Origin of the sequence: Bradyrhizobium sp. SZCCHNPS1003 (assembly GCF_032381555.1) — a bacterium.
In the GTDB taxonomy this organism is placed as follows: Bacteria; Pseudomonadota; Alphaproteobacteria; order Rhizobiales; family Xanthobacteraceae; genus Bradyrhizobium.
In genome coordinates, this window is the sequence record NZ_JAUHIU010000008.1 from 108,024 (window position 1) to 129,945 (window position 21,922).

Genomic DNA, 21,922 nt, shown 5'->3' on the forward strand with positions numbered 1-21,922 from the left:
GCCCCAGCCAAGAGCAGAATCGGACGCGCACCCAATATCGTTACTCTCATTCTCATCATCGTCGGCGCGGCGTAGACGGCAATCCTGGAATCCGCGCTCGCGGCCATCGTAGCCTGCCCGCCTGCCCCGCTTCGTGCGCCGCCCCGCAACGCAGGTTGCAGACATCGCCTCCCTTGCGAAGCTCGTCCGGACGGCTCAGGATCGCCGGACAGACAGCGGAGCAGTCTAGTGGAGATCGATGGCGAGGCCCCTGCGGACGAAGACGGATTTGCCGACACACAGGTGCGCGACGCGCATTTCCTGCGCCACAGCTTCTCTGTCGCCCTCCGCTCGATGTCACACGGCAATCACCCGTTCGCCGCCATTCTCGTCGATGCTGACGGCAGGGTCCTGATCGAAAGTGAAAACGGCTACCTGCCAGCGCGCGATGCCACAGCGCATGCAGAGCGACTGGTCGCGACGCAGGCCTGCACGTCGATTGCCCCCGAGATCAGAGCTGTGGCTACGCTGTATTCGTCGGCAGAGCCGTGCGCGATGTGCGCGGGCGCCATCTACTGGGCCGGCATCGGACGCGTGGTCTACGGCCTCAGCGAGCGGCGGCTACGCGACCTTACCGGCAACCATCCGGAGAACCCGACGCTCGACCTGCCCTGCCGCGAGGTGTTCGCGAGCGGCCAGCACGCAACCGAGATTGTCGGCCCCTTGTTGGAGGAGGAAGCCGCGGCGCTGCATGAAGGAGCCTGGAACAAATGAAGCAGGCGCCGCGACCGAGCCGCGGCGCCCTCTTCGAGTGCTTCGATCCGTATCAGAACTTCACGGTCACGCCCGAGTAGAGCGACGACTCGGTGCAAGCGCCAGTGGCGACGCGAGTGCCGCCGCCACCGGCGACGGAACAGCCGACCGCGTTGTTGTGGTCGAGGCCGAACTTGTTCTGCCAGTAGCGATAGGCCACCCAGACGTCGATCATGTGGCTCTGCTTCTCACCCCACATCGCCTTCGACGCATCGAAGGTCAGGCGGATCGGCTCGGAGTTGAACTCGACCTTGGTCGGATAGACGCCGTTCGCGACGCTGGCCGGGAGCGGCTCGGTATCGGTGCCCTTCTTGCCGTACCAGCCGGCGCGACCCGAGATCGAGAAGAACTGCATGCTCTCAGGCAGGAAACCGAGATCCATGTAGTAGTTGGTCTCGACGGCCCAGGTTGGCTTGAACGAGGTGTTGCCGTCGGAGATGCAGGGGTTCGACCAGCCGGCGCCGCACTGCGAGAACGAGTTGTGGTTGGCGAACTCCCAGTACATCAAGGGAGCGACGTTGAAGTAGCCCTTGTAAGGCAGGTTGAACGCGAACTGCAGACCGGCGACGACGTCACGCTTGGCCGCGCCGAAGTAGCGGTTCTCGGTATTGGCATCCATGCCCACTTCGAACGAGATGTTCTGCAGCGGCCCCACCGTGAAGGCCTTGGTGTTGAAGATCTGGTTCCAGCCGAAGGTCGAGCGGAACAGGCCGTAGATCTCGGTCGCACCGGCGCAGCTCGCCGGCGTGAACGCGAAGCCCGCGTTGGGCGAGACGATGCCGCCGGTCTGCGTGCAGGGCCCAGCCGGGTCGTTGTGGTCCGACTTGAATAGCGAGATCGTGAAGAAGTTGGTGCCGTAACCCCAGACGTCGAAATGGGTGAACGAATAGACCTGCTTGGCGGTCTTGGCGTTGAACGTGCCGTTGCCGTTGACGCTCCATGCACCAGGCTGGCTGGCATCGAAGATGTAGGAGTAGCTGACGCGATTATCGACGACGAGGAAGAACGGCACCTCGGCCGGAGCCTTCTTCGCGATCGCCTTGGCGGGCAGGTCAGCAGCCCCTGCGACACCGACTGAGCTAAGCGCTACCGCGCCCAGCGCGACGGCCGCCGCGATTGTTTGACGTAACGACATTCAGAACACCCCCAGTTGACAAGCGCCGATTCCCGACTTGCATGCACAGTTGCGCCGTTCGACCGGCTGGAGAAGCCTCAACTTTCTCCAGGACTTGCCCGCAGTTTGATCAAGGTTCCGCCGTATTGCAGCGGCGACGACAGCAGATGCTGGCCTGAACATGGGACGATTGGCCGCGGCCGCGATGCTCCCAAATTCCGATCTTGCCGCTTCACATTGCAGAAGTTTTTCCGAAAGCCCCCGCGTGGCCTTCCGCGCGCTTTCGCGAGCAAGCCTGCGCGCAAGCGCGCCCCTGACGCGCATTGGATGACGCTGCTCATCCAACGTGCAGCTTGCTGCGGCGGATCGATTTCCGGCCAGTGTCTCAAAAGTGCCACAGAGCTTTATCGATCACAGCTGATTGCAGCGTACGCTGCTTGCAACCAAGGGCGCGCTGCATTCGCCGATCGCCGCGCGATGGGCGCTTGGACAAGAGTTGGGCAGAGGATGGCGCTTTTCGCCTCTTACGCGCCGCGGAAAATTAGATCACAATTGAGGCATCTTCGTTCCCCTGCCCACGACGCAGCAAATGCCTGAACCCGCGCCGGCCGATCCGAACCCTATGCCTCCGCTCCTGCAGACGATCGGGTTGACCAAGCGCTATGGCGACTTCCTTGCCAACGACGAGATCGACATCGAGATCCGGCCACGCGAGATACACGCTTTGCTCGGCGAGAACGGTGCCGGCAAGTCGACGCTGGTGAAGACGATCTACGGACTGGTGCAGCCGAGCGCCGGTGAGTTGCGCTGGCAGGGTGTGCCCATCAAGCTGTCCGGCCCGGCCGAGGCGCGATCCCTCGGCATCGGCATGGTGTTTCAGCATTTCTCCCTGTTCGACAACCTCACCGTGGCTGAGAACGTGGCGCTCGGGCTCGACGGCAAAGAGCCATTCAAGGCCATGTCAGCGCGGCTCGCGGACGTCGCGCGCGACTACGGACTGCCGCTCGATCCGAAGCGCGAAGTCTGGCAATTGTCGGTCGGCGAGCGACAGCGCATCGAGATCGTGCGCGCGCTGATGCAGAGTCCGAAATTCCTCATCCTGGACGAGCCCACCGCCGTGTTGACGCCGCAGGAGGCCGACCAGCTGTTCGTCGTGCTGGAGCGACTGAAAGCAGAAGGCCGCGCCATCCTCTACATCAGCCACAAGCTCGAGGAGGTGAAGCGGCTGTGCGACACCGCCACCATCCTGCGCAGCGGCAGGAAGGTCGCGACCTGCAATCCGAAGCTGGAGACGGCTGCCTCGCTGGCCCGCATGATGGTGGGGACCGAGATCAAGGAAGTGAAGCCGCCGGCCGAGCGGCGCACCACCGTGCCGCGCCTGGTCGTCAATGATCTCACCCTCGCCCCCAGCGAGCTGCATGGCGTGGGCCTCAAGAACATTTCCTTCGAACTGAAGGGCGGCGAGATCCTCGGCATTGCCGGTGTCGCCGGCAACGGCCAGGACGAGCTATTTGCTGCGCTGTCCGGCGAACGCCTCGTCAAAGAGCCCGGCACGATCATCATCGAGGGCCTCGCTTGCGGCAATCTCTCGATCAGCCAGCGCCGCAAGATGGGAGCCGCCTTCGTGCCGGAGGAGCGGCTGGGGCACGGCACCGCCCCGCGGATGAAGCTGTCGGAGAATGCGCTGCTGACGGGACACGCGGCCAGCGACATGGTCCGGCACGGCTTCATCAACGCGGCAGCGACGCTGCGGACCGTCGATCGCACCACCGAGACATTCGATGTCCGCAAGGCGAAGCGCGATCCGGAAGCGGCGAGCCTGTCCGGCGGCAATCTGCAGAAGTTCGTCGTCGGCCGCGAGATCCTGCGCACGCCGGCGGTGCTGGTCGTCAACCAGCCGACCTGGGGCGTCGACGCCGGCGCCGCCGCGATCATCCGCCAGGCGCTGATCGATCTCGCCAGCGCGGGCGCTGCCGTCCTCGTGACCAGCCAGGACCTCGACGAACTCATCGAGATCGCCGACCGCATCGCCGTGATGTTTCACGGGCAGCTTTCGAAGGCGCTGCCACGCGCGGAGGCGACGCGCGAAAAGCTCGGCCTGTTGATGGGCGGCGCCAGCATCGAGAAGGAGGCCGCGCATGCAGCTCGTGCTTGAGAAGCGCGCCGAGCGCTCGCGCATCATTGCGCTGGTTTCGCCACTGATCGCGATCGGGCTGACGCTCGTCACCATGAGCGTGCTGTTCGCCGTGCTCGGTAAGAACCCGATCACTGCGCTCGGCGTCTACTTCATCGCGCCGCTCACCGACGGGTATTCGCTGCAGGAGATCGCGGTGAAGGCCACGCCACTGGTGATGATCGCGATCGGCCTGTCGCTGTGCTACCTCGCCAACGCCTGGAATATCGGCGCCGAGGGTCAGTTCCTGATCGGCGCCGTGGCCGGCAGCTGGATCGCGGTGAAGACGCAGGGCACCGAGGCCGGGCACTGGGTGCTGCCGGCGATGCTGGTCGCGGGGGCCGCGGCGGGCGCGCTGTACGCGCTGATCCCGGCGATCTGCCGCGTGAAGTTCGGCGCCAGCGAGATCCTCACCAGCCTGATGCTGGTCTATGTCGCCGATCTCCTGCTCGACTATCTCGTCCGTGGTCCGTGGCGTGATCCGGCCGGCTTCAACTTCCCGACCACGGCGGAGTTCGATCCGGTGGCGACCGTGCCGGTGCTGATCGAAGGCGGACGCCTGCATCTTGGAAGCATCATCACGCTGCTCGTCGTTGTGGCCGCCTTCGTGCTGCTCGACCGGACCATCAAGGGGTTCGAGATCCGCGTCGTCGGCGTGGCGCCGCGCGCCGCCCGCTTTGGCGGCTTCAACGCCAATCAACTGGTCCTGCTGACCTTCGCGATTTCCGGCGCGCTCGCCGGCCTCGCCGGCATCATCGAGGTGGCCGGACCGATCGGACATCTGCAGCCCGGCATCTCGCCCGGCTATGGCTTCACCGCGATCATCGTTGCCTTCCTCGGCAGGCTCAACCCGGTTGGAATATTCATTGCAGGGCTTTTCCTCGCGTTGACGTTCATTGGCGGCGAGCAGGCCCAGATCACGATGAAGATTCCACTCGATGTGACCAAGGTGTTCCAGGGCATCCTGCTGTTCTACGTGCTCGCCTGCGATTCGCTCATCCTCTACCGTTTCAAGCTCGTCTTGGCCGCGCGGCAGGTGCAAAGTGGTGCTGGTTGAAGCAATCATCCTGTCGGTGCTCGCCGCCTCGACGCCGCTGCTGCTGGCGGCCACCGGTGAGCTGGTCACCGAGCGCTCGGGTGTCCTCAATCTCGGCGTCGAGGGCATGATGATCGTCGGCGCGGCCTGCGGCTTCGGTGGGGCCTGGCTGTCCGGCTCGATCATCGTCGGCGCGCTGTGCGGCGTCGTCGCCGGCATGCTGATGTCCTTGATCTTCGCGTTCATGACCCTTGGCCTCGCCGTGAACCAGGTGGCGACGGGCCTCGCGCTGACCATCCTCGGCATCGGTCTGTCCGGCCTGATCGGCGCGCGCTTCGTCGGCGAGCGCATCAGCACCGCGCCGCACCTCTCCATCCCCGGCCTCAGCGACATCCCGCTGGTCGGCCGTATCGTGTTCGGCGAGGACGCGTTCGTCTATCTGTCGCTCGCCTTGATCATCGCCGTCTGGTGGTTCCTGTACCGCACCCGTGCCGGCCTGGTGCTGCGCGCCTGCGGCGACAACCATGTCTCCGCCCACGCGCTCGGCTATCCCGTGCTGCGCATCCGTTTGCTAGCGGTGTTGTTCGGCGGCGGCTGCGCCGGGCTTGCCGGCGCCTATCTGCCGCTCGCCTACACGCCGTTCTTCATTCCCGGAATGACCGCGGGGCGCGGCTGGATCGCGCTGGCGCTGGTCGTGTTCGCATCCTGGCGGCCGGGCCGCCTCGTCATCGGCGCCTATCTGTTCGGTGCGGTGACGATCCTGCAGCTGCATGCGCAAGGCGCCGGCGTCGGCATCCCCTCGCAGTTCATGTCGGCGCTGCCGTACCTCGCCACCGTGATCGTCCTGGTGCTGCTGTCGCGCGCCCGCACCGGCGGCTCCACCGCGCCGGCGGCGCTGGGGACGGTGTTCGTGCCGGATCGCTGAAGCAATCATCCGGAGCGCCAGCGATGGGGCGCGACGCTCTGGCTCACGAGGTTTCCCCCCGACTGTTTGGAGATATTGACGATGATGAAAAGGCTTCTGGGGGCTGCCGCCGCGTTGGTGCTGGCGGGAAGCATCGCCGGCGTGGCGCACGCCGCCGACAAGCTGAAGATCGGCTTCATCTACCTCGGGCCGATCGGCGACCTCGGCTGGACCTATCAGCATGAGCTCGCGCGCCAGGCGCTAGTGAAGGAGCTCGGTGACAAGATCGAGACGACCTATCTCGAGAATGTGCCGGAAGGCCCCGACTCCGAGCGCGCCATCGAGCAGTTGGTCCGCGCCGGCAACAAGCTGATCTTCACGACCTCGTTCGGCTACATGGATCCGACCCTGAAGGTCGCCAAGAAATATCCCAACGTGCATTTCGAGCACGCCACTGGCTACAAGCGCGACAAGAACATGTCGACCTATTCGGCGCGCTGGTATCAGGGCCGCTACATTCAGGGCATCATCGCCGGCAAGATGTCGAAGACCGGCGTACTCGGCTATATCGGCTCGTTCCCGATCCCGGAGGTCATCTCGGGCATCAACGCCACGATCATCGGCGCGCAGACGGTCAACCCGAACATCAAGGTCAAGATCATCTGGGCCAACACCTGGTTCGACCCGGGCAAGGAAGCCGACGCCGCCAAAGCGCTGATCGACCAGGGCGCCGACATCATCATGCAGCACACCGACAGCCCGGCCGCGATGCAGATCGCAGCCGAGCGCGGCAAGCTCGCCTTCGGCCAGGACTCCGAGATGATCAAGTTCGGCCCCAAGGCGCAGCTCACCTCGATCCTCGACACCTGGGGCCCCTACTACATCGCGCGCGTCAAGGCCGAGCTCGACGGCACCTGGAAGTCGGAGGACACCTGGGGCGGCCTCGATTCCAAGATCTTCGAGATGGCGCCCTACACCAACATGCCCGATGACGTGAAGAAGCTGGCGGAGGAGACCCAGGCGGCGATCACCGCCGGCAAGCTGCACCCGTTCAAGTGCCCGGTGCTCGGCCAGGACGGCAAGGAGATCGAGTGCAAGGGCGGCGACCATCTCGCCGACGGCCAGATCCTCGGCATGAACTTCTACGTCAAGGGCATCGACGACAAGGTGCCGGGCAAGTAATCAAGCTGGAGCTGCCGATCACCCTGCAGCTCTGCTGCGGCAGGGTGATCGGTACTCACATTTGAGTTGGACCTTTTGTTACGACGGATGATGAGGTAGATCGTTACCCGAATGCATCGTGTGGTACGGCCGCATCGTCTGGGTCGAGTCCAATGATGCTCCGCCTTGCGATGCCTTGACAGCCGTAACCGGGAGTTCCAACTGTGAACAGATCTATCCTGCTCGTTGCCGTCTGCACGTCGGCGCTACTGACGACTCCAGCCGCTTTCGCCAAGACCCTGGTTTTCTGCTCGGAAGGCAGCCCGGAGAACTTCTATCCCGGTGTCAACACAACTGGGACATCGTTCGATGGCAATGAGCCAATCTACAACCGCATCGTCGAGTTCGAGCGCGGCAGCACGCAAGTCGTGCCAGGTCTCGCCGAGACCTGGACGATCTCGCCCGACGGCACCACCTACACGTTCAACCTCCGCAAGGGCGTGAAGTGGCATTCGACCTCCAAGTCGTTCAAGCCGACACGCGACTTCAATGCCGACGACATTCTGTTCTCGATCGAGCGGCAATGGAAGGAGGATAATCCCTATTTCAAGGTGACGAGCCCGAACCATTCGTATTTCGGCGACATGGCGATGCCGAAACTTTTGAAGTCGGTCGAGAAGATCGACGATTATACGATCAAGGTGACCCTCAATCAGCCGGAAGCCCCTTTCCTCGCGGATCTCGCGATGCCGTTCGCCGCGATCCAGTCGAAGGAATATGCCGACGCGATGCTGAAGGCCGGTACGCCCGAGAAAATCGACCAGGATCCGATCGGCACTGGTCCATTCTACCTCGTACAGTATCAAAAGGACGCCGTGATCCGGTACAAGGCGTTTCCCCAATATTGGGGCGGCAAGGCCAAGATCGACGACCTCGTCTATGCGATCACGCCGGATGCATCCGTTCGCTGGGCCAAGCTGCAGAAGGGCGAATGCGACGTGATGCCCTATCCGAACCCGGCCGATATCGACACGATCAGAAAGGACCCGAACGTCACCGTGCTGGAGCAGCCGGGCCTCAACGTTGGGTATCTCGCCTTCAACACGCAGAAGAAGCCGTTCGATGACGTGCGCGTGCGTAAAGCGCTCAGCATGGCGATCAACAAGCAGGCGATCATCGACGCGGTCTATTTGTCGACCGGCATCGCGGCAAAGAACCCGATCCCGCCGTCGATGTGGTCCTACAACGACGCCGTCAAGGACGATCCCTATGACCCCGACGCGGCCAAGAAGCTTCTCTCCGATGCCGGATTCCCGAACGGCCTGGAGACCGATCTGTGGGCCATGCCGGTGCAGCGTCCCTACAATCCGAATGCCAAGCGCATCGCCGAGCTGATGCAGGCCGATCTCGCCAAGATCGGCGTCAAGGCCGAGATCAAGTCGTTCGAATGGGGCGAATACCGCAAGCGGCTGCAGGCCGGCGAGCACCAGATGGGCATGTACGGCTGGACCGGCGACAACGGCGATCCCGACAACTTCCTGCACACCTTGCTGGGCTGTGCTTCGGCACAATCGGCATCGGGGTCGAACATCGCAAAGTTCTGCTACAAGCCGTTCGACGAACTGGTCGTAAAGGCCAAGACCGTCAGCGACCAGGCCGAGCGTGCCAAGCTCTACGAACAGGCCCAGGTGGTCTTCAAGGAGCAGGCACCGTGGTTCACGATCGCGCATGCGGTGCAGTTGAAGCCTGTCAGCAAACGCGTGATCGACTTCAAGCTGTCGCCGTTCGGACGCCACAGCTTCTACGGCGTCGACGTCAAGGATTAGCGGACCTCAGGGCGAAGCAGCTTTCGCTGCTTCGCCGCTTCCGCTTCGCTGCCCTCCCGAAGACCTTCCGGGGAAAGTTGACAGAGCTCTGCATGTTGCGGTTCGTCTTTACCCGGCTCAGCCTTGTGGTCCCGACCTTCATCGGCATCACGTTGCTCGTGTTCGTGCTGATCCGCCTGATCCCCGGCGACCCTATCGAGACGATGGCGGGCGAACGCGGCATCGATCCGGCCCGCCTCGCGCAATTGCGCAAGGATTACGGTTTCGATCAGCCCGTGCTGGTGCAGTATGGTCTCTATCTGTCGCGGCTGGCGCACGGAGATTTCGGCCGCTCGATCGTCACCCATGAGCCGGTGATTGCCGAATTCCAGACCTTGTTCCCCGCGACGGTCGAACTGTCGGTCTGCGCGATCCTGTTTGCGCTGTGCGTGGGGCTGCCGGCCGGCATCATCGCCGCGGTCAGGCGCAATTCGATTTTCGATCACGGCGTGATGGGGATCTCGCTCACCGGCTATTCGATGCCGATTTTCTGGTGGGGACTGCTGCTGATCCTGCTGTTTTCGGTGCAGCTCGGATGGACGCCGGTGTCGGGCCGGATCGCGGTGCAGTATTTCATCGAGCCGGTGACCGGCTTCCTGCTGATCGATACGCTCCTGGCCGGTGATGTCGGCGCGTTTCGTTCGGCCCTGTCACATCTCGTCCTGCCGACGATCGTGCTCGGCACGGTGCCGCTCGCGGTGATCGCCCGCATGACGCGATCGGCCATGCTGGAGGTCCTCGGCGAGGACTACATCCGCACCGCCCGCGCCAAGGGGCTGCCGCCGTTCCGCGTGATCGCGATTCACGCCTTGCGCAATGCGCTGATCCCGGTGGTGACGGTGATCGGGCTGCAGGTCGGCGTACTGTTCACCGGCGCCATCCTTACCGAAACCATCTTTTCCTGGCCGGGCGTGGGCAAATGGCTGATCGAGGGCATCAACCGCCGCGACTATCCGGTGCTGCAGGGCGGCACGCTGCTGATCGGCGCGATCGTCATGACCGTCAATCTGCTGGTTGATATCGCCTATGGGCTGATCAATCCCCGCATCCGGTACACGCGATGAGCGCCGAGAACCTCCCAACCCGCATCGTTGTCGCGCAAGCGGACGCGCCACCGTCTCCATTGCTGGAGTTCTGGCAGGACTTCAGAAAAAACGCAGGCGCCGTCGTGGGCCTCGTGGTGATCACGGTCCTGCTTCTGCTCGCACTATCAGCCGATGTGGTTGCGCCGCATTCGCCTGTTCTCACCAACAACGCAGTGTTCCTGAAGCCCCCGTTCTGGCAGCAGGGCGGATCGCTGTCCTATCCGCTCGGCACCGATGCGATCGGGCGCGATATTCTGTCCCGTCTCATCCATGGCGCGCGGCTGTCGCTGCTGATCGGCATCGCGGTGGTAACGTTGTCGGTGATAGCGGGCACGATCCTCGGCCTGGTTGCCGGCTTTTTCCGCGGCGTGACCGAGATCACGATCATGCGGCTGATGGACATCACGCTGACCTTGCCGAGCCTCTTGCTTGCAATCGTGATTGTCGCAATCCTCGGACCCGGCCTGATGAATGCCATGCTGGCGGTCGCGATCGTGCTGCTGCCGCACTACGTGCGGATCGCGCGCGCGGCCGTGATCAGCGAGGTCTCGAAGGACTACGTCATCGCGGCCAAGGTCGCGGGCGCCGGCCGGCTCCGCCTGATGTTCAAGGAGGTGCTGCCGAACTGCGCGGCGCCGCTGATCGTGCAGGCGACACTGGGAATTTCCACCGCGATCCTGGACGCCGCCGCGCTCGGCTTTCTCGGTCTCGGCGCGCAACCGCCCTTGCCCGAATGGGGAACCATGCTGGCGGACGCGCGCGAATTCGTGCTGCGCGCCTGGTGGGTCGTCACGCTGCCCGGCTTGGCAATCTTGCTGACCGTTCTGGCCTTCAACCTGCTCGGTGACGGGCTGCGTGACGCGCTTGATCCCAAGCTCAAACGATAATCTGAAGAGAGTGAAGGCGATCCGATGCCGCTTCTCGAGATCGAAAATCTGTCGGTCGCATTTCCATCGCGGAACGGGATGGTCCGTGCCGTGGATGGCGTCAGCATCGCGCTCGACAAGGGCGAGGTGCTGGGCATCGTCGGAGAGTCCGGATCCGGCAAGAGCGTCGGCATGCTGGCCCTGATGGGACTGGTGCCCTACCCCGGCCAAGTCCAGGCCGACAAAATGTTGTTCGAGGGACGGGATCTGCAGACCCTGTCCGACCGCGAGCGGCGCGCCCTCACCGGCAAGGACGTCGCGATGATCTTCCAGGAGCCGACGACGTCGCTCAACCCGTCGTTCACGATCGGCTATCAGCTGGCCGAGACGCTGCGCATTCACGAGGGGATGAACCGCAAGGCCGCGCGGCGGCGGGTGATCGAGCTGCTGGAGCAGGTCGGCATTCCCGCCGCCGAGAGCCGGCTCTCGTCCTATCCGCACCAGCTCTCGGGCGGCATGAACCAGCGCGTCATGATCGCGATGGCGATCACCTGCAATCCGAAGCTCCTGATTGCCGACGAGCCGACGACGGCGCTCGACGTCACCATCCAGGCCCAGATCCTCGATCTGCTGCTGTCGCTGCAGCGCGACCGCGGCATGGCGCTGATCCTCATCACCCACAACATGGGCGTGGTCTCGGACACGACCGAGCGCGTAGCGGTGATGTATGCGGGACAGATCATGGAGCAGCGCCCGACCTCGAGCCTGTTCGCCTCGCCCCAGCATCCCTACACGGCCGCCTTGCTGGCGGCGCGCCCGGAAGCGAGCGACGGGGGACGGCTCGCCACCATCCCTGGCGTGGTGCCCGGAGCTTACGACCGGCCGCCCGGGTGCCTGTTCAGCCCGCGTTGCATCTATGCGACGCCGCTGACCGATGCGGTGCGTCCCGAGTTGCGTCCCTGGAGCGATGGCCTGGTGCGTTGTCATTACCCGCTCGGCGATCCCACGCGCGAAGAGCGAATCGAGGCCGACCGGCATGGCGCCGGTGCGCCGAGCCAGGCCCACGAGGCCCTGTCATGACGGCGCTCGTCACCGCGGACAGTCTCAAGCGCAGCTACGAGGTCAAGCAGGGCCTGTTCCGCGCCCCCGCACATCTGCAGGCCGTTGGCGGCGTGTCCTTTGCCATTGAGGCTGGCAAGACGCTGGCGGTCGTCGGCGAATCCGGTTGCGGCAAATCGACTCTCGCGCGACTGGTCACACTCATTGAGAAGCCGGACGCCGGCACGCTCATGCTCGACGGCCTCGACGCCGTCGATCCTCCGGCCGGCGCCTCGAGGACCTTGCGGCGTACCGTGCAGATCGTGTTTCAAAATCCATATGGCTCGCTCAACCCGCGCAAGCGCGTCGGCGCCATCCTCGAGGAGCCGCTGATCATCAACACCGACCTCACCAAGCAGGAGCGGCGCGCGCAGGCGCTCGACATGATGGCGAAGGTCGGGCTGCGTCCGGAGCATCATGGCCGCTATCCGCACATGTTCTCCGGCGGCCAGCGGCAGCGCATCGCGATCGCGCGCGCCCTGATGCTGCGGCCGAAGCTCTTGGTCGCCGACGAGCCGGTCTCCGCGCTCGACATGTCGGTGCAGGCGCAGGTGCTCAACTTGCTGGCCGATCTGCAGCGTGAGCTGGGGCTCGCTTATCTCTTCATCTCGCACGACCTCGGTGTTGTCAGGCACATCGCCGACGACGTGCTGATCATGTATCTGGGACTGGTCATGGAGCACGGGCCGAAGGAGCGCATTTTCGCGCGGCCACTTCATCCCTATGCGCAGGCCCTGGTCGACGCCACGCCGGGCCTAGGCCGCAAACGTCAGCGGATCGTGCCCAAGGGCGAGTTGCCGTCGCCGCTCGACCCACCGGCCGGCTGCGTGTTTTCGACCCGCTGTCCCCACGTGACGGATCTCTGCCGCGCGCAGCGCCCGCCGCTGCGCCCGCTCGACGGCCGGATTGTCGCCTGTCACTACGCCGAGCGCTTCCTGGACCCACAGCTGGCCTGACAATCGTCTTCACCCCGCCTGCATCTGACCTGCCGCCGCGCTGTGGCGCCGGATCAGCCGGGTGACATCGAGCCCCGGAATGGCGCCGTCGATCACGGTCCAGCGGCCGCCGACCATCACGCGATCGGCACGGTGCGCGCCACACAGCACCAGCGCGGCGATCGGATCCCCTGAACCCGAGAAGCGCAGCTCGTCGAGCTTGAACAGCGCGAGGTCGGCGGCCTTGCCGACCGCAATCTCGCCGAGCTCGGGCCGGCCGACGCACGCGGCTGAGCCCTTCGTCGCCCACCGCAGCGCATCCTTGTGGCTGATCCGGCTAACGCCGTAGCGCGCCCGCTGCAGCAGGAAAGCGGAGCGCACCTCCTGCATCAGGTTGGAGCCGTCGTTCGAGGCCGAGCCATCGACGCCAAGGCCGATGCCGACGCCCGCCTCCTCCATCTCGCACACCGGGCAGCAGCCGGAGGCGAGCAACTGGTTCGAGCAGGCGCAGTGCGTGATCGTCGTCCTCGCCTTGCCGAGCCGCTTCATCTCCTCGGCATTGAAGAAGATGCCGTGCGCAAGCCAGGTGCGCGGACCAAGCCAACCCTGCTTTTCGAGATAGTCCAGCGGACGACAGCCGAACATCGCCTCGCAGAAGCGGTTCTCATCCTCGGTCTCGGCGAGATGCGTGTGCAGCCGCACGTCGAGCTTGTCGGCGAGCGCAGCCGTCTTCTGCATCAGCGATCCCGTCACCGAGAACGGTGAGCACGGCGCCAGCGCGATCTGCACCATCGCATCCGGCCCGCGCTCGTGATAGGTGGCGACCACGCGCTCACTGTCGGCAAGGATCGTGTCCTCGTCCTGCACCACGCTGTCCGGCGGCAGCCCGCCGTCGCGCTCGGACAAGTTCATCGAGCCGCGGGTCAATAGCACCCGAATGCCGAGCCGCTTCGCCACCGCGACCTCGATGCCAACTGCATCTTCGAGCCCGGCGGGGAAGACGTAGTGATGATCTGTCGTGGTCGTACAACCCGACAGCATCAGTTCGGCCATCGCGACCGTGACCGCTGCATCCAGTGCCTCCGGCGTCAGCTTCGCCCAGACCGGATAGAGCGCCTTCAGCCAGGGGAACAGCTCGCGGTCCATCGCGGCCGGCAGCGCGCGCGTCAGCGTCTGGTAGAAGTGATGATGGGTATTGATCAGCCCGGGGATCACGACATGCGCGCTGGCATCATAGGTCGCCGCACCAGCGGTGGCCGGCTCGGCACCGGCAGGCACCAGCTCGACGATGCGGCCGTCCTTGACGACGACACCGCGCGCAGCATCCTCGGCGAGAATGGCGAGCGGGTCCTTGATCCAGATCGGCGTCGTGCTCATGGCTGCCTCGTCTCGTTGATTGGGCGTTTGCGTGTGCCGGTAACTTGCAAGCGGAAGGCCAGCGTCATCCTATTGCCAGTTGGCGCTGGTCTTGCAAGGATTCCACCCGCGATAGGCTGCGCCCACGAGCTGGCATCACCATGGATCTGAACACCATCACGGAGGTCGTGCGCCCGAGAACGCGGGCCGAGCTGCCCAGCTGGCAGGCAGGCGATGCCTGGCTGGCCGGCGGCACGTGGCTGTTCTCCGAACCGCAGGCGCAGCTGTCGCGGCTGATCGATCTCAGCGAGCTCGCCTGGCCGCCACTCACCATCAGCGATCAGGGCCTGTGCATCGCCGCGACCTGCAGCGTCGCCGCGCTGGACGCGCTGCCCTGCCCGGCCGACTGGATCGCAGCGCCCCTGATCGATCAATGCTGCCGCGCGTTCCTCGCTTCCTTCAAGATCTGGAAGACGGCGACCGTCGGCGGCAATCTCTGCATGTCGCTGCCGGCCGGGCCGATGATCTCGCTGCTCGCCGCGCTCGAGGGCGTCTGCACGATCTGGAGGAGCGACGGCAGCGAGCAGCGCATAGAGGTCACCGACTTCGTCACCGGCAACAACAGCAACGTGCTCGCGCCTGGAGACCTGTTGCGCCAGATCGACATTCCGCTGCCCGCGCTCAAGCGCCGCACCGCCTTCCGCCAGATCGCACTCACTCCGGTCGGACGCTCCGGCGCGCTGCTGATCGGAACCTCGGGCCGCAACGGCGACCTGCTGCTCACCGTAACCGGATCGACCGTCAAGCCGCTGCAGCTGCGCTTTGCCAGCATGCCCGACGCAACCTTGCTGCGCGCGAGCATCTTCGGCGACATCCCCGATACGTCGTATCATGATGATGTTCATGGCAAGCCCGCCTGGCGCAAGGCAATGACCCTGCGCCTCGCCGAGGAGATTCGCGCCGAGCTCGCTGGCGGCGCGCGGCCATGAGCGTGATCGTCGATGGCAAGGAAGTCGATGCTGCCCCGCGCCCCGGACAGTGCCTGCGGACCTTTCTGCGCGACGCCGGCCATTTCGGCGTCAAGAAGGGCTGCGACGCCGGTGATTGCGGCGCCTGCACCGTGCTGCTCGATGGCGAGCCGGTGCACAGCTGCCTGATCCCCGCCTTTCGCGCCGAGGGCAAGGCGGTCACGACTGTCGAAGGTCTCGCCGCCGATGACGGCCTGCATCCGATGCAGCAGGCCTTCCTCGATGCGCAGGCGTTCCAATGCGGCTTCTGCACCGCAGGCATGATCGTCACCTGCGCCTCGCTGAACCAGGCGCAGGTGAAGGATCTCGGCGCGGCGCTGAAGGGCAATCTGTGCCGCTGCACCGGCTATCGCGCCATCGAGGACGCGCTGCTCGGCCTCACCCATGTCGAGGATGTCACGGCCGGCGAAGCCTTCGGACGCAGCCTGCCGGCGCCTGCCGGCCCCGACGTCGTGCGCGGCCGGGCACGCTACACCTTCGACACCACGGTCGAAGGCCTGCTGCACGTCAAACTCGCGCGCTCGCCGCACGCGCATGCGCGTATCGTCGCCATCGACAAGAGGGCCGCGCTGGCGGTGCCCGGCGTGCATGCGGTGCTGACGCATGAGGATGCGCCGGCGACGCTGTTCTCCACCGCGCGCCATGAGCAGGCCTGGATGGATCCGGCCGACACCCGCGTGCTCGACGACGTCGTCCGCTTCATCGGCCAGAAGGTCGCCGCCGTGGTCGCCGACAGCGAGGCCGCCGCCGAGGAAGGTTGCCGACGACTCGTCGTCGACTACGAGATCCTGCCTGCCGTGGTCGATCCCGAAGCCGCGATCGCGCCCGGCGCGCCCGTCATTCACGCCGGCCGCACAGCTGCGCATCGCATCGCGGACGTCAGCCGCAACATCGTCGCCGAGACCCACGGCGAGCTTGGCAACGTCGCCGCCGCGCTCGCGTCTGCCGCCGCGACCTATGAAGGCACCTTCACCACGCAGCGGGTGCAGCACGCCGCCCTGGAAACGCACGGCGGTCTCGCCTGGCTCGACGACCACGGCGTGCTCACCGTCCGTTCCAGCACGCAAGTGCCGTTCCTGACACGGCGGGCGCTGTGCGAAATCTTCGACCTGCCTTCCGACCAGGTCCGCGTGTTCTGCGAGCGCGTCGGCGGCGGCTTCGGCGGCAAACAGGAGATGTTCGTCGAGGATATCCTCGCGCTCGCCGCGCTGAAGACCAACCGTCCCGTCAAGCTCGAATTCACCCGAGAGGAGCAGTTCATCGCGACCTCGACGCGACATCCGATGCGTGTCACGATCAAAGCGGGCGCCGACAGCGACGGCAAGCTGACCGCGCTGCAGCTCGATGTAGTCTCCAACACCGGCGCTTACGGCAATCACGCCGGGCCCGTGCTGTTCCATGCCTGCGGCGAGTCGATCTCGGTCTACAATTGTCCCAACAAGAAGGTCGACGCGATCGCCGTCTACACCAACACGGTGCCGGCCGGCGCCTATCGCGGCTACGGCCTGCCGCAAACCACCTTCGCGGTCGAAGCCGCAATCGATGAGCTCGCGCGGCAGCTCGGCATCGACGTTGTCGAGATGCGACGCCGCAATATCGTCAGGCCCGGCGATCCCATGCTGGCGCCGCCGGCATCGGAGCACAGCGACGTGCTGTACGGCTCCTACGGGCTCGACCAGTGCCTCGATCTGGTCGAGCGCGCGATGGCCGAGACGACGCCGACGCCGGAGCCGTCGGCCGAGTGGCTGACGGGCGATGGCATCGCGCTGACGATGATCGATACGGTGCCGCCTGACGGCCACTTCGCCGACGCCGCCATCAGCCTGCGCGACAACGGCGGCTTCGTGCTCACCGTCGGCACCGCCGAGTTCGGCAATGGCACCAGCACCGTGCATCGCCAGATCGCGGCGACCGTGCTCGGCACCACGCCCGACCGCATCACCCTCGAGCAGTCCGACACCGCCCATGGCGGCCACGACACCGGCGCCTACGGCTCGACCGGCACGTTCGTGGCCGGCCGCGCCACGCAGGCCGCGGCGGAGGCGCTCGCCGAGACGCTCAAGCGCTTCGCCGCCGATCATTGGAACCTGGATCCGGACGGCTGCCGGATCGCTGACAATGCGATCAGTTGCGGCGCTCGGCGCCTGTCCTTTTCCGAGATTGCCAAGCTCAGCGGATCGCCGCTCACGGCAAGCGGCAACTCGCAGGGCACGCCGCGCTCGGTCGCGTTCAACGTCCAGGGCTTTCGCGTCGCCGTGAACAAGCACACCGGCGTGGTCAAGATCCTCAAGAGCGTGCAGGCCGCGGATGCTGGCCGCGTCGCCAATCCGATGCAGTGCCGCGGCCAGATCGAGGGCGGCGTTGCGCAGTCGCTGGGTGCTGCGCTTTACGAGGAGATCGTGATCGACGGGACGGGCCGCGTGATCAATCCGCGCTTCCGCGACTACCATGTGCCGTCCTATGCCGACGTGCCGCGCACCGAAGTGCTGTTTGCCGACACCAGCGATACGATCGGCCCATTGGGGGCGAAGTCGATGAGCGAGAGCCCCTACAATCCGGTCGCCGCCGCGCTCGGCAACGCGCTGCGCGCCGCCACAGGCATCCGCTTCACCGCCGTGCCGTTCAAGCCGGACCGGCTGTTTCCGCAGTTGGAGGAGACATTCGGCGAATGAGCCAATGATGGCGGCGATCCGGGGACGCGCATGAGCGAGACATTTCGCCCGGTCGACGAGCGTCCGGCGGCCATCAGCTCCTCTGTGCAGCACGTCCGAGGTGGGAGATGGCCGCGCTAGGGCTTCGACCGGCGATCGTAGGACCAGCCGAACAGGCCGCTTCGCTCGGTCTCGGGCTCCGGCTCGGCTGCCGGAGCAGATTGCGTCGGCTGCGCGGCCGCCTGTGGCGCGGCAGGCGCGACCGGCTTTGGAATGGTCTCGCACTTCATCGAATAGACCAGCTTGCCGTCCTCGGTGCGCCCGATCGGCGCGCAGGCATCGGCGCGCCTGGCCGCTGCCGGCTTTGGCGCGGGCGCTGTCTGCGCCAAGGCGGATTGCACCAAGGCGGGCTGCGCCATCACCAGAATGATCAGGACCAGTCTCTTCATCGCGTCCGCCATGCGTCGTTACCGGATGTATTGAACGCAATCGCGCGGTCGAAGTCCACCAGATCAAGCGCGCATGAAGGCCTGTCTCCTGTGCACGGCCTGCCAAAGCGATGCGCTGGAAATCACACGGGATCGATGCAACAGATGGGGCGCAGGCGGCCGTCCTTCGGCGCGTGCTGCACAAAGGAGATGAGCGCACGATGTGGGCCTCGATCATATCGGAATGGCTGAGCCTGATCTTCCGCTGGCTGCATGTGGTCGCGGCGGTGGCGTGGATTGGGAGCTCGTTCTACTTCATCGCGCTCGATCTCAGCCTGAAGCCGCGTGAGGGCCTGCCGACAGGCGTGATGGGCGAGGCCTGGCAGGTCCATGGCGGCGGCTTCTACCACATCGTCAAATATCTGGTGGCGCCGGCGCAGATGCCGAGCGAGCTGACCTGGTTCAAATGGGAGGCCTACACCACCTGGCTGTCCGGCTTCGTGCTGATGATCGTGGTGTATTATCTCAACGCCGACCTCTTCCTGGTCGACAAGTCGATCCTCGATCTCACGCCCGTTCAGGCCGGCCTGTTCAGCTTCGGCTCGCTGGCGCTGGCGTGGCTGCTGTACGAGGGCGCCTGCCGCAGCGGCCTTGCCAGGCACGAGCTGCCGTTCGCGATCGGCGGCTACATCTTCCTCGTCGCGCTCACCTACGCCTTCACCCACGTGCTGAGCGGCCGCGGCGCCTTCAATCAGATCGGCGCGATCATCGGCACCATCATGGTCGCCAACGTGTTCGCGGTGATCATCCCCAACCAGAAGAAGATCGTTGCCGCGTTGCTCGCAGGTCAGGCTCCGGCCCCCAGGCTCGGCAAGACCGGCAAGGAGCGCTCGGTCCACAACAACTATCTGACCCTGCCGGTCGTGGTGCTGATGATCAGCAATCACTATCCGCTGCTGTTCGGCACCCGCTACAATTGGGCGATCGTCGCCATCGTGCTCGCGCTCGGGCCGGTGATCCGCCACTTCTTCAACGCGCGTCACAAGGGTCATCCGTCGCCATGGTGGGTGTGGGGCGTTGCTGCCGCGGGCATGATCGGCATCCTGCTGTTGTCCGCAGCGGGTCCTCGCGACGCCAAGACGGCGATGAGCGCGCCGCCAACATTCGCGCAGGTCGAGGAGATCGTGACCTCCCGTTGCAGCATGTGCCACGCCGCCGAGCCCGTATGGGACGGCATCGTCGCAGCCCCCAAGGGCGTGCGGCTCGACACTGCCGACAACATCCAGCGCAATGCACGGCTGATCGCGCGCAACGCCGCGTGGTCGAGCGCCATGCCGCCCGGCAACATCACCGAGATCACCGGCGACGAGCGCGCCGTGCTCGCGGCGTGGGCGGGCGCGCAATAGCCGCTCACCTTCACTGTCCTCTTCACCTGTCAAGCAGCTCGTTCGCCGAGCCCACGCACCCACGCGAGCTCATGCGCCCTGGCACGGTTCGACTTTCAATCATCGCGGTTCTCTAGGAGAAGACGTGCCACGGCGCTCCGCGGCGCGATCGGCCCGGGTTGCGTATATCGTTCGCCCTCACGGGCGCGGGACATGTTCTCGGCGCGCAACAAGCACTCGACCCATCGTTCCGGCATTCGCCGACAACGCAGCCGTCGGCTCGGTCATTGCGGGACGGCGTACTTGCAGATGCTCGCTTCGGTTCCCCACGACGCATGCGTGAAGCCGACGCTGGGACAACCGGATTTTCACAACGCGCAGTTGAGCTGCGATCCGAGCAACGACGATTGAGTTGGAGCGCATCCGATTGTCGTCATGACCTTGCGGCAAAATTTACCACCCATTGGGACGCGGCTTGGCTGCAGAAAACATGGCGCTAGAGTGGCGCCCACAATCAGCTATCAGCGAAACGCTCCATCATGTCGATCTCCGTCAAAGGCCGGCTGGCCATTGTCGCGCTCATCGCGCTTGCCTGCTTCGCAAGCTCGGTGCTGAAGCTCTATCTGGGGCTGCTGTGCATCTCGCTGCTCGTGAGCTTTGCCGTGGTCGGCGTCGTGGCCCGGCTGGTCGAAGGGATCGCCAGCAAACGCAATCGGAGCGGCGAGCAGCGGCTGGCCCATCGCCGCGATCGCCCTGCTCTCGTCGAGGGCCCGCAGCCGCTGTCGATGACGACGATGGATCATGTCGACACGCCATCGCCAGCGGGGCCCGTGCGATGAGCGGGATGCATACGGCCGCGCCTGCCTCGTCGTTCCGTCTGATCTGCAGCATCGTCGGCGGCACCGAACGACCCTCGCGGTCGTCGATCATCCGTCTCGCGATCGAGCGCTGAAGGACAGGCATTATCGGACACCGGAGACTGGCAAATGGTGCTACGAGTTCGACCGCTGGAACGGCAAGGACCAGATCATCCTCTCGGCCAAGCCGATCGAGGACACAGCGACGCCGCGCTCGGTGGCGATCCATCGGAAAAGGAGCGAGTGGCCGTTCAGGTCGCCGCACTGATCGCGTCGATACGGCGTCTGTACCTCAGCCCTTCGGCCGCTTCCGCTTCGCCTCCAGCGCCGTGAGATAGGTTGCCATCATCTCCGGCAGCGCGGCGACCACGACGTCGCGACTGCGCGGATCCTGCTCGCGCGTGAACAGCAGGGTACCGAGCACGACGGCATCGAGCGTGGTGGACGCCTGTTGACCCAGTTCGTCGCCGAGCCTGGCACGCATGACGCGGTCGATGAGGGCCCTGAACTCGGCATGCATGGTCTGATCGTGCAGATCCAGCGTCGCCAGCGCATCTGGATGGCGAACGAAGTAGCGAATCGCCCAGCCGATTAACTGCTCGATGACCTGCGGCGGCGACATCGCTGCCCATTCCGCATCGCTTCGCTGCAGCACGCGATCGAACGCCGGCTGCAGCTCGGCATCGTGACGCTCGGCGAGCGCATCGAGCATCTGATCCTTGTCACGGAAGAAGTGATAGACCGAGCCGATCGACGCGCCGGCGCGCTGGGCTGCGGCGTGCATGCCGACGGCGCCGATCCCGGCCTCGGCGATGATGGCGGCCGCCGCGTCGAGCAACTGCTCGCGGCGCTCACGGCCGCGCGCCTGGCGGGGCGCACGAGCCGCAGTGCGCGCGGGGTCATTCAGGTCGGTCGCAGCTTTCCGTCGCACGTTCGCGTCATGCCTTCGTTCATCGCGGCGGCAGCGATGCCGATGTCCCAACGGGAGCGCCCGACAAGCCGCATAGGGGTAATTGGAAACCGCCACGAGAATGTTACTAGACGATATATTCTAGATTTGATTGTCTAATTCATGCACTGTCAAGAGGATGGTGTTCAACTCTCGCGTGAACCTGCTTCCTTGCAACGGCAGGCGGCTGAGCGAATTCTGCGGGCTGCTTGCGACCAACAGGCGCTTCTGATCCGGCG

The 21,922-nt window shown here is 65.2% G+C and carries 18 protein-coding genes; 14 read left to right on the forward strand and 4 right to left on the reverse strand.

Annotation, left to right across the window (positions count from 1 at the left end; translation table 11 throughout):
• Positions 1–234 precede the first annotated feature (234 nt).
• Positions 235–753: a nucleoside deaminase gene (locus QX126_RS14805; RefSeq protein WP_409999101.1), complete on the forward strand. Its 519-nt coding sequence runs from the start codon at positions 235–237 to the stop codon at positions 751–753.
• Positions 754–805: 52 nt separating this feature from the next.
• On the opposite strand, the gene QX126_RS14810 is transcribed toward QX126_RS14805, so the two are convergent.
• A complete protein-coding gene (locus QX126_RS14810; protein WP_315776007.1) occupies positions 806–1,927 on the reverse strand; it encodes a hypothetical protein in 1,122 nt (373 codons plus the stop codon).
• Positions 1,928–2,495: 568 nt separating this feature from the next.
• Between QX126_RS14810 and QX126_RS14815 the strand changes: the two genes are divergently transcribed.
• From QX126_RS14815 to QX126_RS14855, 9 genes are all read left to right on the forward strand, one after another.
• The gene (locus tag QX126_RS14815; RefSeq protein ID WP_315781882.1) at positions 2,496–4,061 is read left to right on the forward strand and encodes an ABC transporter ATP-binding protein; all 1,566 of its coding nucleotides are present in this window, start codon (positions 2,496–2,498) and stop codon (positions 4,059–4,061) included.
• Entirely contained in the window at positions 4,045–5,136 is a 1,092-nt protein-coding gene (locus QX126_RS14820) for an ABC transporter permease (protein ID WP_315781884.1), read from the forward strand. Before QX126_RS14815 ends, QX126_RS14820 begins: the two co-directional genes overlap by 17 nt.
• Positions 5,123–6,040 carry an ABC transporter permease gene (locus QX126_RS14825; protein ID WP_315781886.1) on the forward strand — a complete coding sequence of 306 codons (918 nt, stop codon included), beginning with the start codon at positions 5,123–5,125 and terminating at the stop codon, positions 6,038–6,040. The genes QX126_RS14820 and QX126_RS14825 overlap by 14 nt, the downstream gene beginning before the upstream one ends.
• 81 nt (positions 6,041–6,121) lie before the next feature.
• On the forward strand, positions 6,122–7,201 hold the full coding sequence (locus tag QX126_RS14830) for a BMP family ABC transporter substrate-binding protein (protein WP_315781888.1): 1,080 nt from the start codon (positions 6,122–6,124) through the stop codon (positions 7,199–7,201).
• Between the two features lie 203 nt (positions 7,202–7,404).
• Positions 7,405–9,006, forward strand: coding sequence for an ABC transporter substrate-binding protein (locus tag QX126_RS14835; protein WP_315781890.1), 1,602 nt, complete (start codon positions 7,405–7,407; stop codon positions 9,004–9,006).
• Positions 9,007–9,098: 92 nt separating this feature from the next.
• Complete coding sequence (locus QX126_RS14840; RefSeq protein WP_315738539.1) at positions 9,099–10,109, forward strand: ABC transporter permease subunit; 1,011 nt, start codon at positions 9,099–9,101, stop codon at positions 10,107–10,109.
• Positions 10,106–11,017: an ABC transporter permease subunit gene (locus tag QX126_RS14845; RefSeq protein WP_315781892.1), complete on the forward strand. Its 912-nt coding sequence runs from the start codon at positions 10,106–10,108 to the stop codon at positions 11,015–11,017. The genes QX126_RS14840 and QX126_RS14845 overlap by 4 nt, the downstream gene beginning before the upstream one ends.
• Before the next feature lie 24 nt (positions 11,018–11,041).
• Positions 11,042–12,076: an ABC transporter ATP-binding protein gene (locus QX126_RS14850; RefSeq protein ID WP_315781894.1), complete on the forward strand. Its 1,035-nt coding sequence runs from the start codon at positions 11,042–11,044 to the stop codon at positions 12,074–12,076.
• A complete protein-coding gene (locus QX126_RS14855) occupies positions 12,073–13,050 on the forward strand; it encodes a peptide ABC transporter ATP-binding protein (protein WP_315781896.1) in 978 nt (325 codons plus the stop codon). The genes QX126_RS14850 and QX126_RS14855 overlap by 4 nt, the downstream gene beginning before the upstream one ends.
• A 9-nt stretch (positions 13,051–13,059) precedes the next feature.
• Here QX126_RS14855 and QX126_RS14860 read toward each other — a convergent pair whose 3' ends face one another.
• Entirely contained in the window at positions 13,060–14,406 is a 1,347-nt protein-coding gene (locus tag QX126_RS14860; protein ID WP_315781898.1) for an 8-oxoguanine deaminase, read from the reverse strand.
• Positions 14,407–14,546: 140 nt separating this feature from the next.
• Between QX126_RS14860 and QX126_RS14865 the strand changes: the two genes are divergently transcribed.
• On the forward strand, positions 14,547–15,374 hold the full coding sequence (locus QX126_RS14865; RefSeq protein ID WP_315781900.1) for an FAD binding domain-containing protein: 828 nt from the start codon (positions 14,547–14,549) through the stop codon (positions 15,372–15,374).
• The gene (locus QX126_RS14870; RefSeq protein ID WP_315781902.1) at positions 15,371–18,085 is read left to right on the forward strand and encodes a molybdopterin-dependent oxidoreductase; all 2,715 of its coding nucleotides are present in this window, start codon (positions 15,371–15,373) and stop codon (positions 18,083–18,085) included. Before QX126_RS14865 ends, QX126_RS14870 begins: the two co-directional genes overlap by 4 nt.
• A gap of 116 nt (positions 18,086–18,201) precedes the next feature.
• Here QX126_RS14870 and QX126_RS14875 read toward each other — a convergent pair whose 3' ends face one another.
• Positions 18,202–18,513 (reverse strand): hypothetical protein, encoded by a 312-nt coding sequence (locus QX126_RS14875; RefSeq protein WP_315781904.1) that lies wholly within the window; start codon positions 18,511–18,513, stop codon positions 18,202–18,204.
• Positions 18,514–18,713: 200 nt separating this feature from the next.
• Here QX126_RS14875 and QX126_RS14880 point away from each other — a divergent pair, with 200 nt between their 5' ends.
• Both QX126_RS14880 and QX126_RS14885 read left to right on the forward strand, forming a co-directional pair.
• Positions 18,714–19,898: a urate hydroxylase PuuD gene (locus tag QX126_RS14880; RefSeq protein WP_315781905.1), complete on the forward strand. Its 1,185-nt coding sequence runs from the start codon at positions 18,714–18,716 to the stop codon at positions 19,896–19,898.
• Positions 19,899–20,416: 518 nt separating this feature from the next.
• Positions 20,417–20,716 (forward strand): hypothetical protein, encoded by a 300-nt coding sequence (locus tag QX126_RS14885; protein WP_315781907.1) that lies wholly within the window; start codon positions 20,417–20,419, stop codon positions 20,714–20,716.
• 310 nt (positions 20,717–21,026) lie between these two features.
• Here the strand turns inward: QX126_RS14885 and QX126_RS14890 are convergent, their stop codons facing one another.
• Positions 21,027–21,665 (reverse strand): TetR/AcrR family transcriptional regulator, encoded by a 639-nt coding sequence (locus tag QX126_RS14890; protein ID WP_315781909.1) that lies wholly within the window; start codon positions 21,663–21,665, stop codon positions 21,027–21,029.
• Between the last annotated feature and the right edge of the window lie 257 nt (positions 21,666–21,922).